At 64.9% G+C, this 20,985-nt stretch carries 15 protein-coding genes; 9 read left to right on the forward strand and 6 right to left on the reverse strand.

Annotated features, from left to right (window positions below; translation table 11 throughout):
• Positions 1–8 precede the first annotated feature (8 nt).
• From DFS13_RS06440 to DFS13_RS06465, 5 genes are all read left to right on the forward strand, one after another.
• Positions 9–794: a 2OG-Fe(II) oxygenase gene (locus tag DFS13_RS06440; RefSeq protein ID WP_181461604.1), complete on the forward strand. Its 786-nt coding sequence runs from the start codon at positions 9–11 to the stop codon at positions 792–794.
• 3 nt (positions 795–797) lie between these two features.
• A complete protein-coding gene (locus tag DFS13_RS06445; RefSeq protein ID WP_111441495.1) occupies positions 798–2,039 on the forward strand; it encodes a glycosyltransferase in 1,242 nt (413 codons plus the stop codon).
• 1,197 nt (positions 2,040–3,236) lie between these two features.
• Positions 3,237–4,217: a hypothetical protein gene (locus DFS13_RS06455; protein ID WP_111441497.1), complete on the forward strand. Its 981-nt coding sequence runs from the start codon at positions 3,237–3,239 to the stop codon at positions 4,215–4,217.
• 423 nt (positions 4,218–4,640) lie between these two features.
• The gene (locus DFS13_RS06460; RefSeq protein ID WP_111441498.1) at positions 4,641–6,875 is read left to right on the forward strand and encodes a glycosyltransferase; all 2,235 of its coding nucleotides are present in this window, start codon (positions 4,641–4,643) and stop codon (positions 6,873–6,875) included.
• 385 nt (positions 6,876–7,260) lie between these two features.
• Positions 7,261–9,141, forward strand: coding sequence for a nucleoside-diphosphate sugar epimerase/dehydratase (locus DFS13_RS06465; RefSeq protein WP_111441499.1), 1,881 nt, complete (start codon positions 7,261–7,263; stop codon positions 9,139–9,141).
• A 118-nt stretch (positions 9,142–9,259) separates the two neighbouring features.
• Here DFS13_RS06465 and DFS13_RS06470 read toward each other — a convergent pair whose 3' ends face one another.
• The 6 genes from DFS13_RS06470 to DFS13_RS06495 form a co-directional block, all read right to left on the reverse strand.
• Positions 9,260–10,279 carry an acyltransferase gene (locus DFS13_RS06470; RefSeq protein WP_111441500.1) on the reverse strand — a complete coding sequence of 340 codons (1,020 nt, stop codon included), beginning with the start codon at positions 10,277–10,279 and terminating at the stop codon, positions 9,260–9,262.
• Between the two features lie 117 nt (positions 10,280–10,396).
• Positions 10,397–11,500, reverse strand: coding sequence for a glycosyltransferase (locus DFS13_RS06475; protein ID WP_111441501.1), 1,104 nt, complete (start codon positions 11,498–11,500; stop codon positions 10,397–10,399).
• Between the two features lie 27 nt (positions 11,501–11,527).
• Complete coding sequence (gene galE / locus DFS13_RS06480) at positions 11,528–12,550, reverse strand: UDP-glucose 4-epimerase GalE (protein ID WP_006485111.1); 1,023 nt, start codon at positions 12,548–12,550, stop codon at positions 11,528–11,530.
• Positions 12,551–12,565: 15 nt separating this feature from the next.
• Positions 12,566–13,702 (reverse strand): glycosyltransferase family 4 protein, encoded by a 1,137-nt coding sequence (locus DFS13_RS06485; RefSeq protein ID WP_006485113.1) that lies wholly within the window; start codon positions 13,700–13,702, stop codon positions 12,566–12,568.
• Between the two features lie 51 nt (positions 13,703–13,753).
• Positions 13,754–14,578 (reverse strand): glycosyltransferase, encoded by an 825-nt coding sequence (locus DFS13_RS06490; protein WP_006485112.1) that lies wholly within the window; start codon positions 14,576–14,578, stop codon positions 13,754–13,756.
• On the reverse strand, positions 14,575–15,831 hold the full coding sequence (locus tag DFS13_RS06495; protein WP_006496640.1) for a lipopolysaccharide biosynthesis protein: 1,257 nt from the start codon (positions 15,829–15,831) through the stop codon (positions 14,575–14,577). Before DFS13_RS06495 ends, DFS13_RS06490 begins: the two co-directional genes overlap by 4 nt.
• A gap of 244 nt (positions 15,832–16,075) precedes the next feature.
• Here DFS13_RS06495 and DFS13_RS06500 point away from each other — a divergent pair, with 244 nt between their 5' ends.
• The 4 genes from DFS13_RS06500 to waaA all read left to right on the forward strand — a co-directional run bounded on the left by DFS13_RS06500 (position 16,076) and on the right by waaA (position 20,945).
• Positions 16,076–17,470 carry a phosphomannomutase/phosphoglucomutase gene (locus tag DFS13_RS06500; RefSeq protein ID WP_006496638.1) on the forward strand — a complete coding sequence of 465 codons (1,395 nt, stop codon included), beginning with the start codon at positions 16,076–16,078 and terminating at the stop codon, positions 17,468–17,470.
• Positions 17,471–17,642: 172 nt separating this feature from the next.
• The gene (gene waaC / locus DFS13_RS06505) at positions 17,643–18,638 is read left to right on the forward strand and encodes a lipopolysaccharide heptosyltransferase I (RefSeq protein ID WP_111441502.1); all 996 of its coding nucleotides are present in this window, start codon (positions 17,643–17,645) and stop codon (positions 18,636–18,638) included.
• 23 nt (positions 18,639–18,661) lie between these two features.
• Positions 18,662–19,546, forward strand: a complete 885-nt coding sequence (locus tag DFS13_RS06510) for a Kdo hydroxylase family protein (protein ID WP_006485119.1) — start codon at positions 18,662–18,664, stop codon at positions 19,544–19,546.
• Positions 19,547–19,583: 37 nt separating this feature from the next.
• Positions 19,584–20,945 (forward strand): lipid IV(A) 3-deoxy-D-manno-octulosonic acid transferase, encoded by a 1,362-nt coding sequence (gene waaA, locus DFS13_RS06515; RefSeq protein WP_062884032.1) that lies wholly within the window; start codon positions 19,584–19,586, stop codon positions 20,943–20,945.
• The last annotated feature ends 40 nt before the right edge of the window (positions 20,946–20,985 follow it).

Below are 20,985 nucleotides of genomic sequence, written 5' to 3' on the forward strand. Positions count from 1 at the left end.
GTCGAGAAATGACGCAATTTACCCAAGCTCAACTCAAGTCGGTTGCCGAATATTCCTGCGCTCGACTGCTCGCTGCCCGCGAGGGCGTCGAGCTCTTCGACGAGCCCTTCAAGCACGTCGTCATCGACAATTTTTTCCCCGATGATTTTGCGAAGGCTTGCCTCGACGCGTTTCCGGACATCACCGATCCGATCTGGGAGCACTCGAACGATCCCGACATCGAAGTGAAATTCCGGACCGACTGGAAATCGGAATTCGACATTCCGGATGGCATGCTGCCGTCCGTGCGTATCCTGAACAGCGCGCCGTTCCTGCAGGCGATGTCGAAGGTGATGGGCATCCAGAAGATCATTCCGGATCCGTACTTCACGGGCGGCGGCCTCAACGTGACGATGCGCGGCGGCTTGCTCGACGTGCACGTCGACGGCAACTACCACGACGCGACCGGCTTGAACCGGCGCCTGAATGCGCTCGTCTATCTGAATCCGAACTGGCAGGAAGAGTGGGGCGGTGAATTCGGCGTGTATGACGCCGAAGGCGAAGTGTGCGTGAAGAAGGTTGCGCCGCTTTACAACCGCCTGGTGATTTTCGACTCGCACGACAAGAGCTTCCATGGCTTGCCGGATCCGGTGAACTTCCCGGAGCACGAGCCGCGCCGGTCGATCATTCTTTACTACTACACGAAGGAACCGCGCCCTGATGGCCACGTCGTCGTGGACGAGCCGCACAGCGCGCTGTGGAAGAAGCGGAATCTCTTGGATAAGCGCGGTAACAAGACGCGCAACTTCACCTGATCCATGCGCACTGTTCTGAATATTTCCAAACATGACGCGACCGGACGGAGATTCAATAATCTGGATGCCCGTCCGGGTTTTCGCGCGCATGGTTGGGACGCGAAGTTTGCCTGCTGGACCCCTCGCACGGAATCGGAGGAGTACGTTCAGCAGGCAGGTTCGAGCTTGACCCGCAACATGACGCCGTTGTTGTCCGAACTGGCGCGTCGGACCGGCAACCTCAACGGCTATTACCGCAACGCATCGGCAATTACAAATCTCGATTTTTATCGGGCGGCCGATTTGCTGCATTTCCATATCGTCCACGAGGAATTCCTGTCGGTGCGTGACTGGGTCGAGATTGCCGCCGACAAGCCGCTGGTATGGACGTGGCATGACCCATACATGTTAAGCGGGCACTGCATTTATTCGCTGGATTGCAACGGCTTTGAATCCGGTTGCATACGTTGCCCGAATCTCAATTATCATTTTCCGATCAAGCGGGATCGCAGCGCGCGAAACCTCGAGGAAAAGCTTGCGGTGGTTAAGAAGCTTGATCCGATGGTGATTGTGGCTTCTGAATACATGCGCGAGTTGGTGGCGCGGTCGGTATACGAAAATCAGATTCGGGTGCGCGTGCTGCCATTTGGCGTTGAAATGGGCTCTGGGCTCAGCCAGGTCGACGCAAAGCGGGCACTGGGCATTCCGGACGGTAATATCGTGGTCGGATTCCGGGCCGTATATTCGGAATACAAGGGGATGACATTGATCCTCGCCGCGTTGCGCCGGTTGTCCGCGCGTTATCCGGGCCTGCCGATCACTATCATCGCTTTCCAGGAGACGGGCTGTTGTCGTGGCCTGTCGAGCCGTTATCAGATTATCGACACCGGCTGGATCAAGGATGCGGAGATCGCCAAGTATTACAGTGCGATGGACTACTTCTTCATGCCGTCGAAGGCGGAAGCGTTCGGCCTGATGGCCATCGAGGCGATGGCGGCCGGCGCGACGCCGATCGTGACGGTGGGGACCGCGTTGCCGGCCCTGGTCGGAGCGCCGATCTACGGCCTGTGCAGCGAGCATTCGGACGACGCATATGCGGATGTCGTCGAGACGGCCGTTCTGCGCGCGGCGCGCAACGCCGAAGGGCGGGCGGCTCGCCAGCAGTTTGCGCGAGACCATTACAGCATGGATGTCTTCTGCAAAGAACTCTCCGGAATTTACGATGAAGAAGTTGAGTATTCCCATAGTGTCCGACGTGCCGCCTGACTCCAGCTATACGGCTGGGCAGGTGTTGCATCGGATCATGTCGTCGATACCCGACGCCCGGTTCGAGTTCTTCTGGGTCAATCACTCGGGGCTTCCAGGGCACATCGCCGTGCCGGAAAACTGCATGATCGCCCGCATATTCGGCTTCCAGCTGGATGGCATTTGGCTGCGAATCGCGCGTCTAACGAAGCGGATTGGCGAGCGTTCGACGCTGCTGCACCGTTTCGGGCTTGTCGTGCGCATGATGATGTGGATGGCCAAGACGGCGTTGATCGGCGTGCGGCTCGGCCTCAACCTCCGCCATTCGCCGTCGCGCGTGGTGTGGTTCGTGGTGCAGGGCGAGAAGACCGTGCTGTGCTACACGGTGGCCGCCTGGGTGTCCGGCAAGCAATTCATCGTCCATCAGTGGGATCCGCTTGCGTGGTGGATGACGCACCGCGGGCATCCGCGCCAGCTTCATGGCCTGATGCGCAGGCTGCTGAATCGACTCGAGCGGCGTGCGATCCTGAACCTGGTACCGAGTGATGCGTGGAAGGCGCGTCTGACGAGCGAAGGCAAGCACAGCATCCGGATCGACAACTTCTTCGACGATCCGGTCGACGACGCTCAGGATCTGGTTCTGCTGTCCGACCCGAAGGCCGTGCACGCGGTGTTCGTCGGTCAGTTCTATTCGAATGCGGAACTCGATGCGTTGCTCAACGTGCTGTCGCGTACGTTGCTCGCGATGGGCAAATCGCTGGTTCTGCATTATTTCGGCTACGGTAATCCGTCCGCGACGAATCCCGGCTATCGACTGATCGCGCATGGCGCGTTGCCGCGCGACGAACTCGTCACGCGAATTGCAAAATGGGATCTTGCGTTGCTACCGTACCCGACGGAGGAGCGCTTCATCGAGACGTCCACGCTGTCGTTCCCGTCGAAGTCGCGCGTCTACCTTGCAGCCGGTCTGCCGATCATGTCGTGGGCCCGGGAAGGCGCTTCGCCGGACGTGTTCTATCGCCAGCATTACGGTGCCCACTATCACAACGGTTCGGTCGCGGAAGGGACCGACGCGTTCATCCGTTCGATCATGGAAGCCACACCCGCGCACCGGCGGCAACGCCACGAAGCTGCGCGACAGATCCTGAGTGAGCAATTCTCGTATTCATCCGAGCTCGTTCCATTTCGTGACTTTCTGGTGCAACACGTATGAGCAACATGACCCTGGAATCCCTGGTTGTCGAAAACAAGATTCTGAAGAATCAGGCCAACCAGCTTCGATACTTCCTCGGTGGTTCGCGGATCGATGTCCGGACGGTGAACGATGTCGAATACGGACAGACGCTCCATTGCAGCCATGATGCGCTGCATCGCGTGGCGACCAGTCTGCTGAAGCCGGTGGACGTCTGCCTCGACATCGGGCCGGGCGTGCGCCCGCAACGGATGCTCGATTGCCCCGTCCATGTGCTCGTCGAGCCGCATCGTCCGTATGCCGAGAAGCTCGTTGCCAGCTACCCCGACAAGGTCGTGTATTGCGTCGACGGTCTCGAATACTTCAAGAGTGCGCTCGACAAGAGCACCGACACGGTGTTCATGCTCGATGTGATCGAGCATCTGGAAAAGGAAGATGGCCAGAAGCTGCTGGATCAGGCATTGCGGGTGGCGCGCAAGCAGGTCGTGATATTCACGCCGCTGGGTTTCATGCCGCAGCACTACACGGAATCCGTGTCGTGGGAGGGCGTGCCCCATTCGGAGCTGCAGAACCACCGGTCGGGTTGGGAGCCGCACGAGTTCGACAATGCCATCCACGTGGTCTGCGACAACTATCACTCGTCGGGTTCGAAGGTGTATGGCGCGTTCTACTCGATCATCGATGCATCGGCCGAGCGACAACCGCGGCTCGTGCTGATTTCCGATGGCGTTCCGAACGACTTCGAATTTCAGGACGGAGACGTCATCATCGCGGATGTGATGTTCTCGGAGCTGAGCTGGAAGATCAATTACGTGCCTAAGCGCAACATGATCGTCGTCCCGCTTCAGCTGGTCGCCGAGGAAAGCCTGACGCCTCCCGAAATCCTGCGCAACTCGATCATTAACTTCGGTGCGCTCGAAAACTATCTCCGCCGTTTCGACAATGTCGTCGCGGTCGGTGCGTCGGCAGAGGTCGTGCTTCAACGTCATCGCAACGGCTGGGCCTGATCCGGCCCAACGCCCTGCGTCGCGCACCGGATGCCGTTTGACGAATCCGCCGGCGCGGCGCGGTGTCGTCGGACCGGGGGCAGCAACCGCCGCCGCGCGCTTGAATTGGGGCTCTTTCCCATATGCTGCGCGGCCGCTCGCGATGTTGCACTTTGTAGCATCCGGAGATGGCCAATGATGAGAGACTCTCGTCTTGCGATCCGTATTGCAATGCGCGGTCGCATCGTGGCCGCGCACTATCTTGCCGGCGACTGCGCCGCCCGGGGCAATCGCCAGCGTTGATGCCCGATAGGCCGACACATCGCGTTCCCGAGCCGCCGTGGCGGCACACATCACCGGGCCGATGACCGATGACGCATGCTCCCGACCGGGCCTCGGGCCGGAATGCGCCTGAATTTTCAAGCTTGGAACGTCTAGCCAATCGTGATTGACACGCTTTCTACCTCGTCCGTGGCCCAAAACGCCGCCACCCAGTCGACTGCAGTCGTGGTCGTCGTGCCCGTGTACCGGGATTGTGAACTGACGCGAGCGTGTCTGGCATCCGCGATGCCGGCCGTGATGCGCCATCCCGGTGCGCGGCTGGTGGCGATCAACGACGCATCGCCGGATGCCGCGATGGACGACACGCTGGCAAGCGAGGCGCGGCGATGGGGTGAGAAACTCGTTGTACTGCGCAACGAGGTCAACCTGGGCTTCGTGAAGACCGCCAATCGCGGCATTCGGTACGATGCCGCCGCGGACGTCATCCTGCTGAACAACGATGTGGTCTTGCCGGATCAGTGGCTCGAGCGAATCGTCGAGGACGCGGGCGCGCTCTCCGACGCGGGAACCGTGACGCCGCTGTCGAACAATACGACGATCTCGTCGTTCCCCAATTTCGTCGCCGACAATGCCAGCCCGCTGCAGCTCGAGTTGGAGCAGATCGACCAGGCTTTCCGGACGGTACGCCTGAACCCCGTCGATGCACCGACCGGCATCGGCTTTTGCATGTATATCAAACGCCAGTGCCTGGACGAGGTCGGCGAGCTGGACGAACAGTCGTTCGGCACCGGCTACGGCGAAGAGAACGACTTCTGCCAGCGTGCGCTGCGCAAAGGCTGGAAAAGCTATATTTCGCCGAACCTCTACGTTCACCATCGCGGTGGCGTCAGCTTCGGAGATCAGCGAACCGAGCGCATTCGCCACGCCGATCAGACGCTCGATCGCCGCTATCCGAACTACCACGCCGATGTGCAGTCCTTCGTTGCAAAGGACGAACTGCGCGGCGCGCGGCTGCAACGCTATTTCGATCTGTTGCGCACGCGGCAGGCCCCGATCGTGCTGCATGTGTCGCACGGATTGGGCGGCGGCGTCGATCAGCATATCAAGGACATCGCCCGCCGCTGCGAGGGGCGCCTCGTGTCGCTCGTGCTTCGGCCGGAAGACGGCGGGCGGCTGGTGTCGATCGGTGCTTGGGATGCAGATTCGTCGATGCGAATCGCAGTCGATGCGCAGCAGGGTTCGGCCGCGCTCCTGCCGTTCCTGAAGGCGATCGGCGTCGATCTGGTCCACTATCATCACGTGCTCGGCCTGTCCGCGGACTACCTGTCGCTCGGCGCGGTGCTAGGAGCTCGGCAGATTTTCACGGTACACGACTTCTATCTCATTAACGGCAACCCGACGCTGACGGATGAGCGCGGCGTGTTCGACGCCGTCGATCTGGACAAGGCTCGGAACCCGTTGTATCCGCTACCGAAGGACGTCACTCGCGAAGCGTGGCGCGACCGGTATCGAGGTTTTTTGGCCGCGTGCGAACGCGTGGTTTTCCCGTCGCATTCGACGTTCGCGTTGTTCGAGCGCTTTTTCGAGGTCCGCAATGCGCTGCTGGCCTACCATCCCGAAGACATCGCGCAGCAAGACCGGCCGCATCGCCCCTTCACGCCCAAGAAGACGTACACGATCGGGGTGCTGGGGGCGTTGAGCCGCGAAAAGGGCGCCGACCTGCTCGAAGCCGCGGCGGCGCTGGCCGCGTCCCGGCAGTCGAAAGTCGGGTTTACGCTGATCGGCTACGCGTATCGTCCGCTCCAGGGAGTCAAGACCACCGGGCCATACGAGAGCGCGCGAATCGGTGAGTTGATCGACAGCGCGTCGTGCGACCTGATCGCCTTCCCGGCCCTGTGGCCGGAGACATACAGCTATACGCTCAGTTCCGCGCTGGCCAGCGGGCTGCCGATCGTCGCTCCGAGTATCGGCGCCTTTCCCGAGCGCCTGGCCGGGCTCGACAAGACGGCGTTGCTTCCGCATCCGCCAACGGCCGATGCATTGCTCGCGGCCATCGAGTCGCTGCTGGCCACGCTCGAGCAGGGCGGGCAGTCGCGCGCGCCGGAATTCGTCGGTGAACGGCCGTGCACGGATTATTACGAGGAGCAGTATGTGCGCGATGCCGGTCCCGCCAGAGGGCAAGCGCGACGTACGGAGATGGTCACGGCGCTCGATGCGGTGCTGGCCGTGCAGGAGACGGTCGTCCACGGCGTGCGCGAACGCGTCCTGCGGGTTCTCTGGGGCATTTATACGGATCCGCGCACGCAGGCAGTGTCTAGGCTGATTCCGCATCGGATGAAACGTGCAGTCAAGCGTTTGCTTTCGAAGCGGCCATTACATGAAGTGATTCGCAGCTGACATGCGTTGCCGAGCACGACGATGCCCGCATGCGCGGTCACGCGGGCCTGCTGCCGACGCAGCGCGGGTGAGCGAAGGGGCGCGATATTGCGCTGCAGCATCCCTGCCGCACCAGATGTGATTCCGGTGACAGGCCGCGGTTTCGCCCGCATCGAGTTTCGAGCGCGTCGTCGCGTTTTGCCGCGATGCGTAGTTCGGTCGGTTCCGCGCGGCGGGGCGGTGTATTGGAACCCCCGGTCGTTGACGGCATAATGGTCGCCGTTGGCCACCTCGGCATGCCATCATGACGGCGCCGCGCGCGGTTTTTCGATCGACCGGCATGGGTTCGGCGCGGGCAGTTGAATCCGCAAGGCAGCGCCGCACAATTTCTTCGAGGTCTTCGTCGATGTTTCGTTTCAGGGCGTCGTGGCAGTCGTTGAGCGCTTTTCTGTTCGACCTGATTGCGGTTGCAGGCGCTTGGCTGACCGCTTACGTAGTTCGATTCAACGGGATCGTGCCCAGCGATTTTCTCGCCGGCGCATTCAGTGCGCTCGCGTGGGTGCTGCCGATCTACGGATCGATGTTCCACTGTTTCGGCTTGTACCGCGGGCTGTGGGTATTCGCGAGTCTGCCCGACCTTCTGCGCATCTCGAAAGCGGTGATCGGCGGCGGATTGATCGTGATGGTTGGTGCGGTGATGCTGCAGCCGACGCCCATCATTCCACGTTCCGCCCTCGTTCTGTCGCCGGTGCTCCTGTTCCTGGCGATGGGCGGCGCACGTGCACTATATCGCGCCAGCAAGGAGTTCTATCTGTACGGCGGTCTCGTCGGCAAGGGCAAGCCGGTGCTCGTACTGGGTGCCGGCACGGCCGGTGCCAGCCTCGCTCGTGAGCTGTCCCGCTCCGGCGAGTGGCGGCTCGTCGGTCTGCTCGACGACGATCCGGCCAAACGCGGTCGCGAAATCTACGGCTACAAGGTGCTGGGCGCGATCGGCGAACTGAATCACTGGGCGGAATTCACCAAGGCCGAGCACGCGATCATCGCGCTGCCTTCCACGCCGGTTGAAGTGCAGCGCCGGGTCGCGACACTGTGCGTACGTGCCGGTGTGAAGGCAATGGTGCTGCCGGCGTTGACCGCGCTGATGCCGGGGCAGGGTTTCCTGTCGCAGGTGCGGAACATCGACCTCGAAGATCTGCTCGGCCGCGAGGCGGTGACGATCGATACGCCGCACGTCGAGGCATTACTGCACGGCAGGGTCGTGATGGTGACGGGGGCGGGCGGTTCGATCGGCTCGGAACTGTGCCGCCAGATCCTGCGTTTCGCGCCGGCGCAATTGATTGCGTTCGACCTGTCCGAGTACGCGATGTATCGACTGACGGAGGAGTTGCGAGAGCGCTTCCCCGATCAGCCGGTCGTGCCGATCATCGGCGACGCGAAGGATTCTCTGCTGCTCGATCAGTTGATGTCGCGGCATGCGCCGCACATCGTGTTCCACGCGGCCGCCTACAAACATGTGCCGTTGATGGAGGAGCACAACGCCTGGCAGGCACTGCGCAACAACGTGCTCGGAACATATCGTGTCGCGCGCGCGGCGATTCGGCACGACGTGCGCCACTTCGTGCTGATTTCGACGGACAAGGCCGTCAATCCGACCAACGTGATGGGGGCGAGCAAGCGGCTGGCCGAGATGGCATGCCAGGCGCTTCAGCAGACGAGCGAACGTACGCAATTCGAAACCGTGCGGTTCGGTAACGTGCTCGGCAGCGCGGGCAGCGTGATCCCGAAGTTTCAGCAGCAGATCTCGAAGGGCGGCCCGGTGACGGTCACGCACCCGGAGATCACGCGATTCTTCATGACGATCCCGGAGGCGTCGCAGCTCGTGCTGCAGGCCTCGAGCATGGGGCACGGGGGGGAAATCTTCATCCTCGACATGGGGCAGCCGGTGAAGATCGTGGATCTCGCCCGCGACCTGATTCGCCTGTATGGGTTCTCCGAAGAGCAAATCCGCATCGAATTCACCGGGCTGCGCCCTGGCGAAAAGCTCTACGAGGAACTGCTCGCCGACGATGAGGAGACGACCCGTACGCCGCATCCGAAACTGCGGATCGCCCGTGCACGCGAGGTACCGGACAACCTGCTCGACGAACTGCTGCCGTGGCTGATGCAGCATCGCGTGCTGAGCGACGACGAAGTGCGGCGCGATTTGCGTAGATGGGTGTCCGAATACCAGTCGCCGAGCGCGCCGGTCCTACACAGCGTCCCCACTCGTGCTGCGTCGCGGGTTTGACGGATGATCGACCGGGTCGACATTGCGCCAATTGCCGTGAGCCGTTCACGAAGACGCGATCCGCACGTTCCCGTGCCGGTCGCGTCTTGCGTTGCAGGGTGCCCGTTGTTCCGCCTGATCAGATGACGATCCGAAGAGGGCGATACCGGAACAACGGAATCCAGCGCAGAAAAGCAATGATTGCAAACGCCGTGCCGAAGATCAGCAGCGTGGCTAGCAACGGATCGATCCACGACCACCCGGTCAACTGCAGCAGTTCGAAGCGTTTCGCAAATGGATCGATCAGGAAGGGATGCAATCCATAGATACCGAGCGTACATCCCGAGACGGTATTGAGCAGCGGCGATGCCTTGCCCGGGGTCATGCCCATGAATGCATGGAAGAGGCCGCATGCGGCGATGACGACGAGCGGCGACAGGTAGAGCTGGAAGAACGGGTTCGGCACGCCATGGATGCGCGATTCCCAGATCGTGGTGAGCGCGGTGGCCACCACGGCGGCGGCGAAGACCGACAAGCCCCTCACGACATTCCCTTTCAGGTCCGCAAGCCAGGCGCCGAGCACCATGAAACCTGCATACATGCCATAGTAGGACGCATCGTAAACACTCTCTCTTCCCCACTTGGCGATCAGGTCGTCTTCGCGCCCCGTGAACAGCGCCTGCAGGGTCGGGTAAAGTGAAGCAGTCAGGAGCCACACGGCGAGCAGCCACATTCGCTCCGATTGCGATGCGTTTTGATAGAAGCGACGCATAGCCGGCACGACCAGATAGATGCCGAAAATCACGTAGAAGAACCACAGGTGAAACATGGTCGGGCCCGCGACGATCGCGAGAACCCAGTTCTCGGTGTGCACGTTGTTGAAGTCGAGCCACCAGAGATAGAACACGGACCAGAAAACGAGCGGGGGAATCACGCGCAGCACGCGCTTCGACAGGAACGTCCCGAGAGGTTCATTTTTCCGCAGCAGATTGGCTCCGGAGATCATGAGGAAAATCGGTACGCAGGCGCGTGACAGCGATTCGTAGCAGTTCGATGCATTCCACGCTGCGCTGTACCTCACGAAGCTTTCGCTGGAAACGTGCAACAGCACGACCAGGAAGCAGGCAGCCACGCGTAACGCGTCTACTCGTCTATCCATCCCGATAGTCTCTCCACGCCTTGGGCGTTGTTTCAGCGGGGCTTCATGTTAGACGATATCGGGTATTTTCGGGATGGTGGAAATCCACCATTTCGACGTTTGTCGCAGTACGGATGATCAGCCACGCCGATGCTTCCTCACCACCATCCACCTCGGCGCCTTGAACCGCACGATGCTGAGATAAAGCCACACATAAGTCACCGCGAACAGTACGACGAACGCGAACAGGTGTACCGTATGCCGCCAGAACAGCGTCGCCGGTATTACCGCGACGAGGCACAGCAGCCACAGATAAGGTGAAGTCAGCGAATTCCGCCGCGTTAGGTCGTGCGCATGCTTCGTACCGACGGCCCAGCGCATCAACCGCTTGTACACGAGCATGTGCAGGTGCACGCCGTCCGGAATCCCTGGCGACATCCCGCGAATGAACTTCTTCCGGTAGATCGAGAAGCAGGTCTCGAAGATCGGATACATGAACAGCAGCACCGGGTACCACGCGGACACTTCGCGGTTGCGCATCACGAGCATGATCGCGAGTTCCGCGAGCATGAAGCCGATGAAATACGCGCCGCCGTCGCCGAGGAAGATCAACCCGGCCGGGAAATTCCACAGGAAGAAGCCGAGCACGGCGCCCATCATGATGATCGACGCGGACATCACGACCGGGTCGTTGACGTGGAATGCGACATACGCGAGCGACGCGAACATCATGAAGCTGACCATCGACGCGAGCCCGTTGAAGCCGTCGATGATGTTGATCGCATTCGCGAGCGCGGCGACCGCGAGCACGGTGACGAACGCCGAGATGGCGACGTAGCCGAGCAGGAAGTCGAGCGGCGGCACGCTGATGCGCGTGACCGCGATGTGCATCAGCCAGAATGCGAGCGCGGCCGCGCCCATCGTGCAGAGCAGCCGCGCGCGCGGCGACACGCGCTTGGTCAGATCCTCGACGAGACCGGACAGGAAAGCCGGCATCCCGCACGCAACGATCCCGAGAATGCTGCCGGAGATCGTCGGATAGCGCCGGAACAGCACCAGCGCGGCAACGACGACCCCGGCGAGGATCCCGATGCCGCCCACCCGCGGCACCGGCCGCACATGGAATTTCTGCACGCCGGCCAGGTCGCTGTCGATCGAGAATTTCTCGTGAAGGTGCGCGTAGCGCACGATGAACAGCGTGACGAGCAGGGAGACGATGAAGCCGGACGCGAAGCTGAGCATGGGACCGCTCGGAAAATGGACAGCGGATTATACAAAACCGCGCGGGTTCCCCTCCTGCCATCGCCAGTGGTCGGCACACATTTCCTCGATGCCGAGCGTCGCGCGCCAGCCGATGATGTCGGCCGCGGCCTGCGGGTTCGCATAGCACTCGGCGATGTCGCCCGGGCGGCGCGCGACGAGTTCGTACGGCACCGGACGACCCGACGCCTTCTCGAACGCGCGCACCACTTCGAGCACGCTGTAGCCTTGCCCGGTGCCGAGATTCACGACGAAGCTCGCGTCGCGCTTCGCGAGCGCGTCGAGCGCGGCGATGTGCCCCTTCGCGAGATCGACGACGTGGATGTAGTCGCGCACGCCGGTGCCGTCCGGCGTCGGGTAGTCCGAGCCGAACACGCGCAGCTTTTCCAGCTTGCCGACCGCGACTTGCGCGACATACGGCATCAGGTTGTTCGGGATGCCGGCCGGATCCTCGCCGATCAGCCCGCTTGCGTGCGCGCCAACCGGGTTGAAGTAGCGCAGCGTCGCGATTCGCCACGACGGGTCCGAGACTTCGAGATCGCGCAGGATCTGCTCGGCGATCAGCTTCGACTGGCCGTACGGGTTCGTCGCGGACAGCGGGAACGATTCGTCGATCGGCGAGCGCTCGGGCACGCCGTACACGGTCGCGGACGAGCTGAACACGAACTGCCTGACGTTGCGCTCGCGCATGACCTTGAGCACGGCGAGCAGCCCGCCGATGTTGTTCTGGTAGTACTCGAGCGGCTTCTCGACCGATTCGCCGACAGCCTTGAGCGCCGCGAAATGAATCGTGCCGGTGATCGGATGCGCGTCGAACACTTTCGCGAGCGCGGCTTCGTCGCACACGTCGACCTGGTGGAACGCGGGCGTCTTGCCCGTGATCCGCTCGATCCGGCGCACCGATTCGGCCTTGCTGTTGACGAGGTTGTCGACGATCACGACGTCGTAGCCGTTGTCGAGCAGCTCGACGGTCGTGTGCGAGCCGATATAGCCGGCTCCGCCGGTGACGAGGATGGTGCCTTTAGCGGTCATTGCTGATGCGCTCCTTCAGAGGGTGATACCGGTTAACGAGTGGATGGTACGCCGGTAGCGTTCGACGACCTGCTGTTCGTCGAATTCCGCCGTGACCTTCTGCCGGCCGCGCGCGCCCATCGCTTCGCGTCCGGCCGTTCCGAGTTCGATCATGCGAGTCAATTGCTCCGCGAGGCTCGCGCTGTCGCGCACACGGCACAGGTAACCTGTTTCGCCGTCGGCGACGACGTCGCGGCAGCCCGGCACGTCGGTCGCGACGATCGGGCGGCCCATCGCCGATGCTTCCATCAGCGTGCGCGGCACGCCTTCGCGGTACGACGGCAGCACGACGCAGTCGGCCGCCGCGATGTGCGGTCGCACGTCGTGCGCTTCGCCGAGATATTCGACGATGCCTTCGTCGACCCACGCGTCGACATCCGCGCGGCCGATCGCGCTCGGATTGTCGACGCCGAGCGGCCCGAGCAACTGGAAGCGCGCGTTCGGGAAGCGCTCGCGCACGAGACGCGCGGCCTCCACGTATTCGCGCACGCCCTTGTCCCACAGCAGCCGGCCGATCAGGATGAACACGGGCGCGTCGCCGGCGGGCAGCGGCACGGGCGCGAACTGTTCGAGATCGACGCCTTCGCCGTGCAGCAGCCGTGCGCGATCGGGGTGCGCGAGCAAGCGCTCGTCGGTGAAGGTCGCGAGATCGTCGCGGTTCAGGAACCACACTTCACGCGGGAAGCGGAATGCGAACCGGTACAGGCGCTTGGCGACGCTCGCCGCGCGGCTCTTCTGGATGAACACGTAGCCGAGGCCCGTCGTCACCGCGATCGACGGCACGCGCGCGAGCCACGCGGCCACCGAGCCGTAGATGTTCGGCTTGATCGTGTAATGGAACACGAGGTCGGGCCGCAGCGCGCGATAGTGGCGCACCAGCGCGGCGAGCGTGCCGAGATCCTCGCGCGGGCTCGTGCCTTTCGACGCGACCGCGAGCGCCACGTAGCGGCAGCCCATCTGCTCGAGCAACGGCACGGTGCGATCGTGCGGCGCGATCACGACGACCTCGGCGCCGCGCGCGACGAGCGCACGGATCAGCCCGTGGCGATACGTATGGATCGCCCAGGCCGTGTTGCAGACGAGCGCGATGCGCAGCGGGGAGGTGGCGGACATGAAAAAAAGAAAAAATAAAGCGTCGAAATTGCCGAACGGGCCGGATGCACGTCAGGCGGACGGCCGCGCGGCGAACAGCGTCTGCTTGATGCGCTGCAGCGTACGGTACGGCGTCACGAAATGCAGCAGGTTCTTGGCGAGGCCGGCCCAGTCGTACGGGTTCAGCACGTTGAAGTGGCGCAGCAGCAGCGTGAGCGTCGACACCAGCTGGCGCCGGCGTTTGGTCGCGCTGATCCCGCCCTCGTTAAGCTCGTAATACAGGCCGAGTTCCGGCAGGTTCGCGCAATCGTAGCGTTGCATTAACCGTAAAAAAAGATCGAGATCCTCGGCCGCGCGGTACTTTGCCCGATAGTTGCCCACTTCGCGCACGGCGTCGATGCGCAACATCACAGACGGATGCACGAGCGGCGAGCGCAGGAAGCGCGTGCGGCGCAGCGTGCGCGGATCGGCGGCCGGCGTGAGCATGAAGCGCGGCTCGCCGGCGCGCGACACGACCTGCGTCCACATGCCGACGCAGGCTACGCGCGGGTGGGCGCCGAGATAGGCGCGCTCCTTCGCGAGGCGCTGCGGCGCGGCGAGATCGCCGGCGTCGATACGGGCCGCGTAGCGGAAGCCGCGTGCCGCGAGCGCGTCGATGCCGGCCGCCAGCGCGCGTTCGATGCCGCCGTTCCGGGGCATGCGCAGCACGTCGATCGACAGGCCCGGCAGATCGGGCGCGACGATCGGCGGCGTGCTGCCGTCGTCGACGATCAGCACGTGCACGGGCGCGTCCTCGCGAAACGACGCGAGGGTCCGGACGACGTCGTCGTGCCCGTTGTAGGCCGGCATCAGCACGGCCACGTCGTCGAGCGGGGTCGGGCAAGCAGGGGACGTCATGTTCGCAGCTTGAAACGGATGTAATAAAAGTTGACGGCGGCCGCGGCCAGGTAGCCGGCCGCCAGCCCGACGAGCGCGCCGTACAGGCCGAGCCGCGGGATCGCGAACAGGTTGACGAGCGCGGCGATGGCCAGCGCGAGCAGCCATTTCGACAGCAACACGAATTTTGCTTGATATTTGAGAACGATAAGATTGCCTATCGCCTCGATGCCGGCCGGCACGGACAGCCAGACGGCCCAGCGGAAGATGTCGACCGACGCCTCGTAGCCGCGGCCGAACACCTTGCCGACGATCAGCGGGGCGGCGGCGTCGAGCACGAGCGCGCCGGCCGTCATCAGGCCGGCCGTCATCGCGATCAGCCGGACGATGTTGCGGCGCAGCCGCGCGACGTCCTGCACGCGGTAGACGAAGGCGGGCGCGATCGTCTGCGCGAGCATCAGCGCGAGCGTGATCCAGTTCTCGTTGAGCTGCTGCGCGGCCGAATAGCGGCCGAGATCGGCGAACGACACGTGGCGCTCGAGCATCAGGCGGTCGAGCTTCAGGAACAGGTACATGCAGATGAGGCCGAGCCAGAACACGGTGCCGGCCGTTGCAAAGTGCCGGAACAGCGGCTTGTCGAACGTCCAGCCGAGCGCACCGCCGTTACGATGGCGGTAGTACAGCAGCAGCGCGAAGCCGATGGCGGCGGCTTCCAGCGCCCACAGCCACGCGAAGCGGGCGGGGCCGGCGGCCGCGCGGACCAGCAGCCAGACGAGCAGCGCCTTGGCGAGCGCGGTGACCATGCTGGTGACGAGCTGCGGCTTGCTGTAGGTCATGCTCTGCAGCCACGCGTTGATCACGCCGACGAACGGCTCGCGGAACACCATCGTGACCGCGAGGCCCGCGAGCATCGCGCCGACCAGCGGGTCGAAGGCGCCCGCGGCGATCGCGATCCAGGTCGCGGCGAGCGCGGCGGCCGACACGGCGATGCGCAGCACGAACGCGCTGCCGAGCACCGCGCCGAGCTGCGCGGGCGGGCGCTGGACGATGGTCGGGACGAGGATTTCCGCGCCGCACACCCAGGTGAGCGGCGCCAGTACCAGGAGAAGCGTATTCGCATACTGCCATTTGCCGAACACATCTGGCCCGAAATAACGGGCCAGCAGGCCGCTGATCGCGATCGCGACGCCGATCTGGGTGAGCCGTTCGAGCCCCAGCCAGACGAGGTTCGCGACGGCCTTCGCGACGTCCGGGTTGCCGAAGCGCTTCAGCATGCGCGGCAGCGGCGGCGCGCGCGAGGGGCGGCCGGAGGCGGCAGGTGGGCGGCGGCGGGGCGGCTAGGCATTAAAATGGGCGACATGCGCGTCATCGAAACCCGCGATTATAAGTGGGATCGCGGCCGCTCCAGCCGTTGCGCCCCGTGTTCCGCCGGCAGGCATGTATCATGCGCGGCACCCGCGAGCGGCGGCCGCGCAAGCCAGACAATTTTTCATGCACGCAACCGAGAGAAGAGAATCGATGATCTCCCAATCCATCTTCAAGGCATATGACATTCGTGGCGTGGTCGGCAAGACCCTCGACGTCGACACGGCGCGCGGGATCGGCCGGGCATTCGGCAGCGAAGTGCGTGCGCAGGGCGGCGATGCGGTCGTCGTCGCGCGCGACGGCCGCCTGTCCGGACCGGAGCTGGTCGGCGCGCTGGCCGACGGCCTGCGTGCGGCCGGGGTCGACGTCGTCGACGTCGGCATGGTGCCGACGCCGGTCGGTTATTTCGCGGCGAACGTGCCGCTCGCGCTGAAGGGCGGCGAGCGCCGCGTCGATTCGTGCATCGTCGTCACGGGCAGCCACAACCCGCCCGACTACAACGGCTTCAAGATGGTGCTGCGCGGCGCCGCAATCTACGGCGAGCAGATCCAGGCGCTGTACCGCCGCATCGTCGACGAGCGGTTCGAGACGGGCAGCGGCACGTATGAAGCAATCGACGTCGCGGATCAGTACATCGCGCGCATCGTCGGCGACGTGAAGCTCGCGCGGCCGCTGAAGCTCGTCGTCGACGCCGGCAACGGCGTCGCGGGCCCGCTCGCGACGCGCCTGTTCAAGGCGCTCGGCTGCGAACTCGTCGAGCGCTTCACCGACATCGACGGCACATTCCCGAACCACCACCCCGATCCTGCCCACCCGGAAAACCTGCAGGACGTGATCCAGGCGCTGAAGGACACCGATGCGGAGCTCGGCTTCGCGTTCGACGGCGACGGCGACCGTCTCGGCGTCGTCACGAAGGACGGCCAGATCATCTATCCGGACCGCCAGCTGATGCTGTTCGCGGAAGAAGTGCTGTCGCGCAACCCCGGCGCCCAGATCATCTACGACGTGAAGTGCACGCGCCACCTCGCGCAGTGGGTGAAGTCGAAGGGCGGCGAGCCGCTGATGTGGAAGACCGGCCATTCGCTCGTGAAGGCGAAGCTGCGTGAGACGGGTGCACCGCTCGCCGGCGAAATGAGCGGCCACGTGTTCTTCAAGGATCGCTGGTACGGCTTCGACGACGGCCTGTACACGGGCGCGCGCCTGCTGGAAATTCTCGCGAAGACGGCCGATCCGAGCGCGCTGCTCAACAGCCTGCCGGACGCGATGAGCACGCCGGAACTGCAGCTCTGGCTCGACGAAGGCGAGAATTTCCGCCTGATCGAGCAGTTGCAGAAGGAAGCGAAGTTCGACGGCGCCGACGAAGTCGTGACGATCGACGGCCTGCGTGTCGAGTACCCGGACGGCTTCGGCCTCGCGCGTTCGTCGAACACGACGCCGGTCGTCGTGATGCGCTTCGAAGCCGAGACGCAGGAAGGGCTCAAGCGCATCCAGGAAGACTTCCGCCGCGTGCTGACGGCCGCGAAGCCGGACGTCAAGCTGCCGTTCTGAGCGCCGGCGGCCGGCGGGCCGCCCGTACGATGGCCGGCTCATCGGCCGGGTTTATCTTGAAAAGCGGCGCGCGCCCCGGGCGCGTGGCCGCTTTTTGTCTGTCCGGCCCTCCGGGCGGGATAAAATCCCCCCTTTATGTCTGTCGCCGGCTGCCAGCCGGCGTTTTTTCAGCGTGCAAAAGATCCTGATCGTGCGTGTGTCGTCGCTGGGCGACGTCGTGCACAACATGCCGGTGATCGCCGATATCCGGCGCCGCCACCCCGATGCGCAGATCGACTGGCTCGTCGAGGAAAGCTTCGTCGACCTCGTACGGCTCGTCGACGGCGTGCGCAACGTGCTGCCGTTCTCGCTGCGCCGCTGGCGCAAGAAGCCGTTCTCGGGGGCCACGTGGCGCGAGATCCGCGCGTTCCGCCGGCGCCTCGCGGCCGAGCAGTACGACCTCGTGATCGACTGCCAGGGCCTCATCAAGACCGCGTGGGTCGCGAGCTGGGCCCGCGGCCCGCTCGTCGGGCTCGGCAACCGCACCGACGGCGCCGGCTACGAATGGCCGGTGCGCTTCTTCTACCGCAAGCGCGTGCCGATCGCGCCGCGCACGCACGTCGTCGAGCGCTCGCGCCAGTTGGTCGCGGCCGCGCTGGACGACCCGGCGCCGACCCCGGCCGACCCCGTCGAGTTCGGCCTCGACACGCGGGCGGCAGCGCGCGCGGTGGCCGCGCTCGGCCTGAACTTGCCGGTGCCGTACGTCGTGTTCGTCCACGCGACGTCGCGCGCCGACAAGCAGTGGCCGGACGCCGCGTGGATCGAGCTCGGCCAGGCGCTGGTGCGGCGCGGCGCGTCGCTCGTGCTGCCGTGGGGCAACGACGCGGAACGCGCGACCAGCGAGCGGCTCGCGAAGGAATTCGGCGCGGCGGCGATCGTGCCGCCGAAGCTGTCGCTGCCGGCCGTGGTCGGGCTGATCGACGGCGCGGCTGCGACGGTCGGGGTTGATACAGGTCTGGTTCACATCGCGGCCGCGCTGAAGCGCCCGACGGTCGAACTGTACAATTTCGCGACGGCCTGGCGGACCGGCGGCTACTGGTCGCCGAACGTCGTCAATCTCGGCACGGCGGGGCAGCCCCCGTCGATCGCGCAGGTGAAGTCGGCGCTCGCGGGCTTCGGCCTCCTGTAACGCTGTCCACACGCGAACCGATCATGAGCGAATCCCAGATCATCGAAGTCCCGTCCGCCGACTGGAGCGGACACAACCTGTCGGCGCCGCGCGAGCAGTTGCTGGCCGCGGTCGAGGAAGGCAAGGTGCTGTATTTCCCGCACCTGCGCTTCGCGATCGAAGGCGGCGAGGAAGCGCTGCTCGATCCGGCGCTCGCCGATCCGAAACGCAAGAACATCAGCCTCGCGCCGAACGGCGGCGCGCTCGCCGGCGTGCTCGGCGACAGCGTCACGCAGTCGGCCGTGCGCGCGCTCGTCGCGCGCTTCCAGCAGCAGGCCGGCACGCTCGTCGACGGCCTCTTTCCCGAATACCGCGGCAAGCTGCGCGTCGCGCCGACGAGCCTGCGGCTGATGCAGGTCGAAACGCGCCAGACGTCGTGGCGCAAGGACGACAGCCGGCTGCACGTCGACGCGTTCCCGTCGCGGCCGAACTACGGCGAGCGCATCCTGCGCGTGTTCACGAACGTGAACCCGGCCGGCGCGCCGCGCGTGTGGCGTGTCGGCGAGCCGTTCGAGGACGTCGCGAAGCGCTTCCTGCCGAAGATCCGGCCGCAGTTCCCGGGCTCGGCGTGGCTGCTGAACCTGCTGCACGTGACGAAATCGCCGCGCAGCGCATACGACCACCTGATGCTGAACCTGCACGACGGGATGAAGGCCGATCTCGACTACCAGAAGACGTGTCCGCAGCAAACGATGCCGTTTCCGCCGGGCAGCGTGTGGATATGTTTCTCCGATCAGACTTCGCACGCTGTGATGTCGGGCCAGTTCATGCTCGAGCAGACCTTCTTCCTGCCGGTCGACGCGATGGTTCGCCGCGAATGCGCGCCGCTCGGCATTCTCGAACGCCTGACGGGCAGGGCGCTGGTTTGAGCGCGCGCCTGCTTCGACGCAATACCCGGGCGGCCGCATGCTGAGGGCGATCTATCGCGCGCTGTGGTGGCTCGTCGCGCCGGCCGCAGTCATCCGGCTCTACGTGCGCTCGCGCAAGGAGCGCGGTTATCGCGAGCATATCGCCGAGCGCTTCGGTCACGTCGCGGGCCGCTCGCGCGACGACCGCGCACCGCTGATCTGGGTGCATGCGGTGTCGGTCGGCGAGACGCGCGCCGCGCAGCCGCTGATCGATGCGCTGATGCGCGCACGCCCCGATGCGCGCATCCTGCTCACGCACATGACGCCGAGCGGCCGCGCGACGGGCGAACAGATCTTCGGCGATCGTGTGCTGCGCTGCTACCTGCCGTACGACATGCCGGGTGCGGTGCGGCGCTTCCTGCGTGCATGGCGGCCGACGCTCGGCCTCGTGATGGAAACCGAGGTGTGGCCGACGCTGATTGACGAGTGTCGCCGCGCGGACGTGCCGCTGGTGTTGACCAATGCGCGGATGTCCGCGCGTTCGTTCCGGCGCGCGGCAAAATTCGGCGCGGCGACGCGCGACGTGTTCGGCGGCTTCTCGCGCGTGCTCGCGCAGAGCCCGGCCGATGCGGAGCGGCTGACGTCGCTCGGCGCCCGCAACGTGACCGTGCTCGGCAACCTGAAGTTCGACATGACGACGCCGCCGGAACTCGCGGCACGCGGCCATGCGTGGCGCGACGCGATCGGCGCGCGGCCGGTGTGGGTCGCCGCCAGCACGCGCGAGAACGAAGAGGCGCTGGTGTTGCAGGCGTTCGCGGAAATGCGTACGCCCGGCGCGCTGCTGGTGCTCGTGCCGCGTCATCCGCAGCGCTTCGCCGAGGTCGAGGCGCTCGTCGCGCGCGGCGGGCTCAAATGCGTGCGGCGCTCGGTGTGGGCGGCCGACGCGGCCGCGCTCGCAGCGGGCCGGCCGGCGGCCGACCCGCTGCCGGACGATGTGACGGTGCTGCTCGGCGATTCGATGGGCGAGCTCGGTGCGTACTACGCGGCGGCCGACATCGCGTTCATCGGCGGCAGCCTGCTGCCGCTCGGCGGGCAGAACCTGATCGAAGCGTGCGCGGTCGGCGTGCCGGTGCTGATCGGGCCGCACGTGTTCAACTTCACGCAGGCGACCGCCGATGCGGTCGCGGCCGGTGCGGCGATGCAGGTCGAGGATCCGCTCGATCTGGCACACGTGCTCGACGCGCTGTTCGCCGACAACGCGCGGCGCATCGCGATGGGCGCGGCCGGTGCGGCCTTCGCATCGCGTCACCGCGGCGCGACCGCGCGCACGGTCGACGTGCTCGCCGCGCTGTTGCCGCCTGCCGCAACCGGCGCGCGTGCGCTGCCGGACGTGCAGGACGCTCCGGACGACGACGCATAGACGGCGCGGGCGGCGCGATGCCGCCCGGACTCGCGTGGCG

Source organism: Burkholderia sp. 28_3 (assembly GCF_003253915.1).
Classification (GTDB): Bacteria; Pseudomonadota; Gammaproteobacteria; order Burkholderiales; family Burkholderiaceae; genus Burkholderia; species Burkholderia cenocepacia.

What these genes read in the sequence shown, in the direction of transcription:
- DFS13_RS06510 (WP_006485119.1), top strand. Translation starts at nt 18,662, where the DNA reads ATGAGCGAATCCCAGATCATCGAAGTCCCGTCCGCCGACTGGAGCGGA.
- DFS13_RS06445 (WP_111441495.1), top strand. Translation starts at nt 798, where the DNA reads ATGCGCACTGTTCTGAATATTTCCAAACATGACGCGACCGGACGGAGA.
- waaA (WP_062884032.1), top strand. Translation starts at nt 19,584, where the DNA reads ATGCTGAGGGCGATCTATCGCGCGCTGTGGTGGCTCGTCGCGCCGGCC.
- DFS13_RS06455 (WP_111441497.1), top strand. Translation starts at nt 3,237, where the DNA reads ATGACCCTGGAATCCCTGGTTGTCGAAAACAAGATTCTGAAGAATCAG.
- DFS13_RS06500 (WP_006496638.1), top strand. Translation starts at nt 16,076, where the DNA reads ATGATCTCCCAATCCATCTTCAAGGCATATGACATTCGTGGCGTGGTC.
- DFS13_RS06495 (WP_006496640.1), bottom strand. Translation starts at nt 15,831, where the DNA reads ATGCTGAAGCGCTTCGGCAACCCGGACGTCGCGAAGGCCGTCGCGAAC.
- DFS13_RS06465 (WP_111441499.1), top strand. Translation starts at nt 7,261, where the DNA reads ATGTTTCGTTTCAGGGCGTCGTGGCAGTCGTTGAGCGCTTTTCTGTTC.
- galE (WP_006485111.1), bottom strand. Translation starts at nt 12,550, where the DNA reads ATGACCGCTAAAGGCACCATCCTCGTCACCGGCGGAGCCGGCTATATC.
- DFS13_RS06485 (WP_006485113.1), bottom strand. Translation starts at nt 13,702, where the DNA reads ATGTCCGCCACCTCCCCGCTGCGCATCGCGCTCGTCTGCAACACGGCC.
- DFS13_RS06475 (WP_111441501.1), bottom strand. Translation starts at nt 11,500, where the DNA reads ATGCTCAGCTTCGCGTCCGGCTTCATCGTCTCCCTGCTCGTCACGCTG.
- DFS13_RS06470 (WP_111441500.1), bottom strand. Translation starts at nt 10,279, where the DNA reads ATGGATAGACGAGTAGACGCGTTACGCGTGGCTGCCTGCTTCCTGGTC.
- DFS13_RS06440 (WP_181461604.1), top strand. Translation starts at nt 9, where the DNA reads ATGACGCAATTTACCCAAGCTCAACTCAAGTCGGTTGCCGAATATTCC.
- DFS13_RS06490 (WP_006485112.1), bottom strand. Translation starts at nt 14,578, where the DNA reads ATGACGTCCCCTGCTTGCCCGACCCCGCTCGACGACGTGGCCGTGCTG.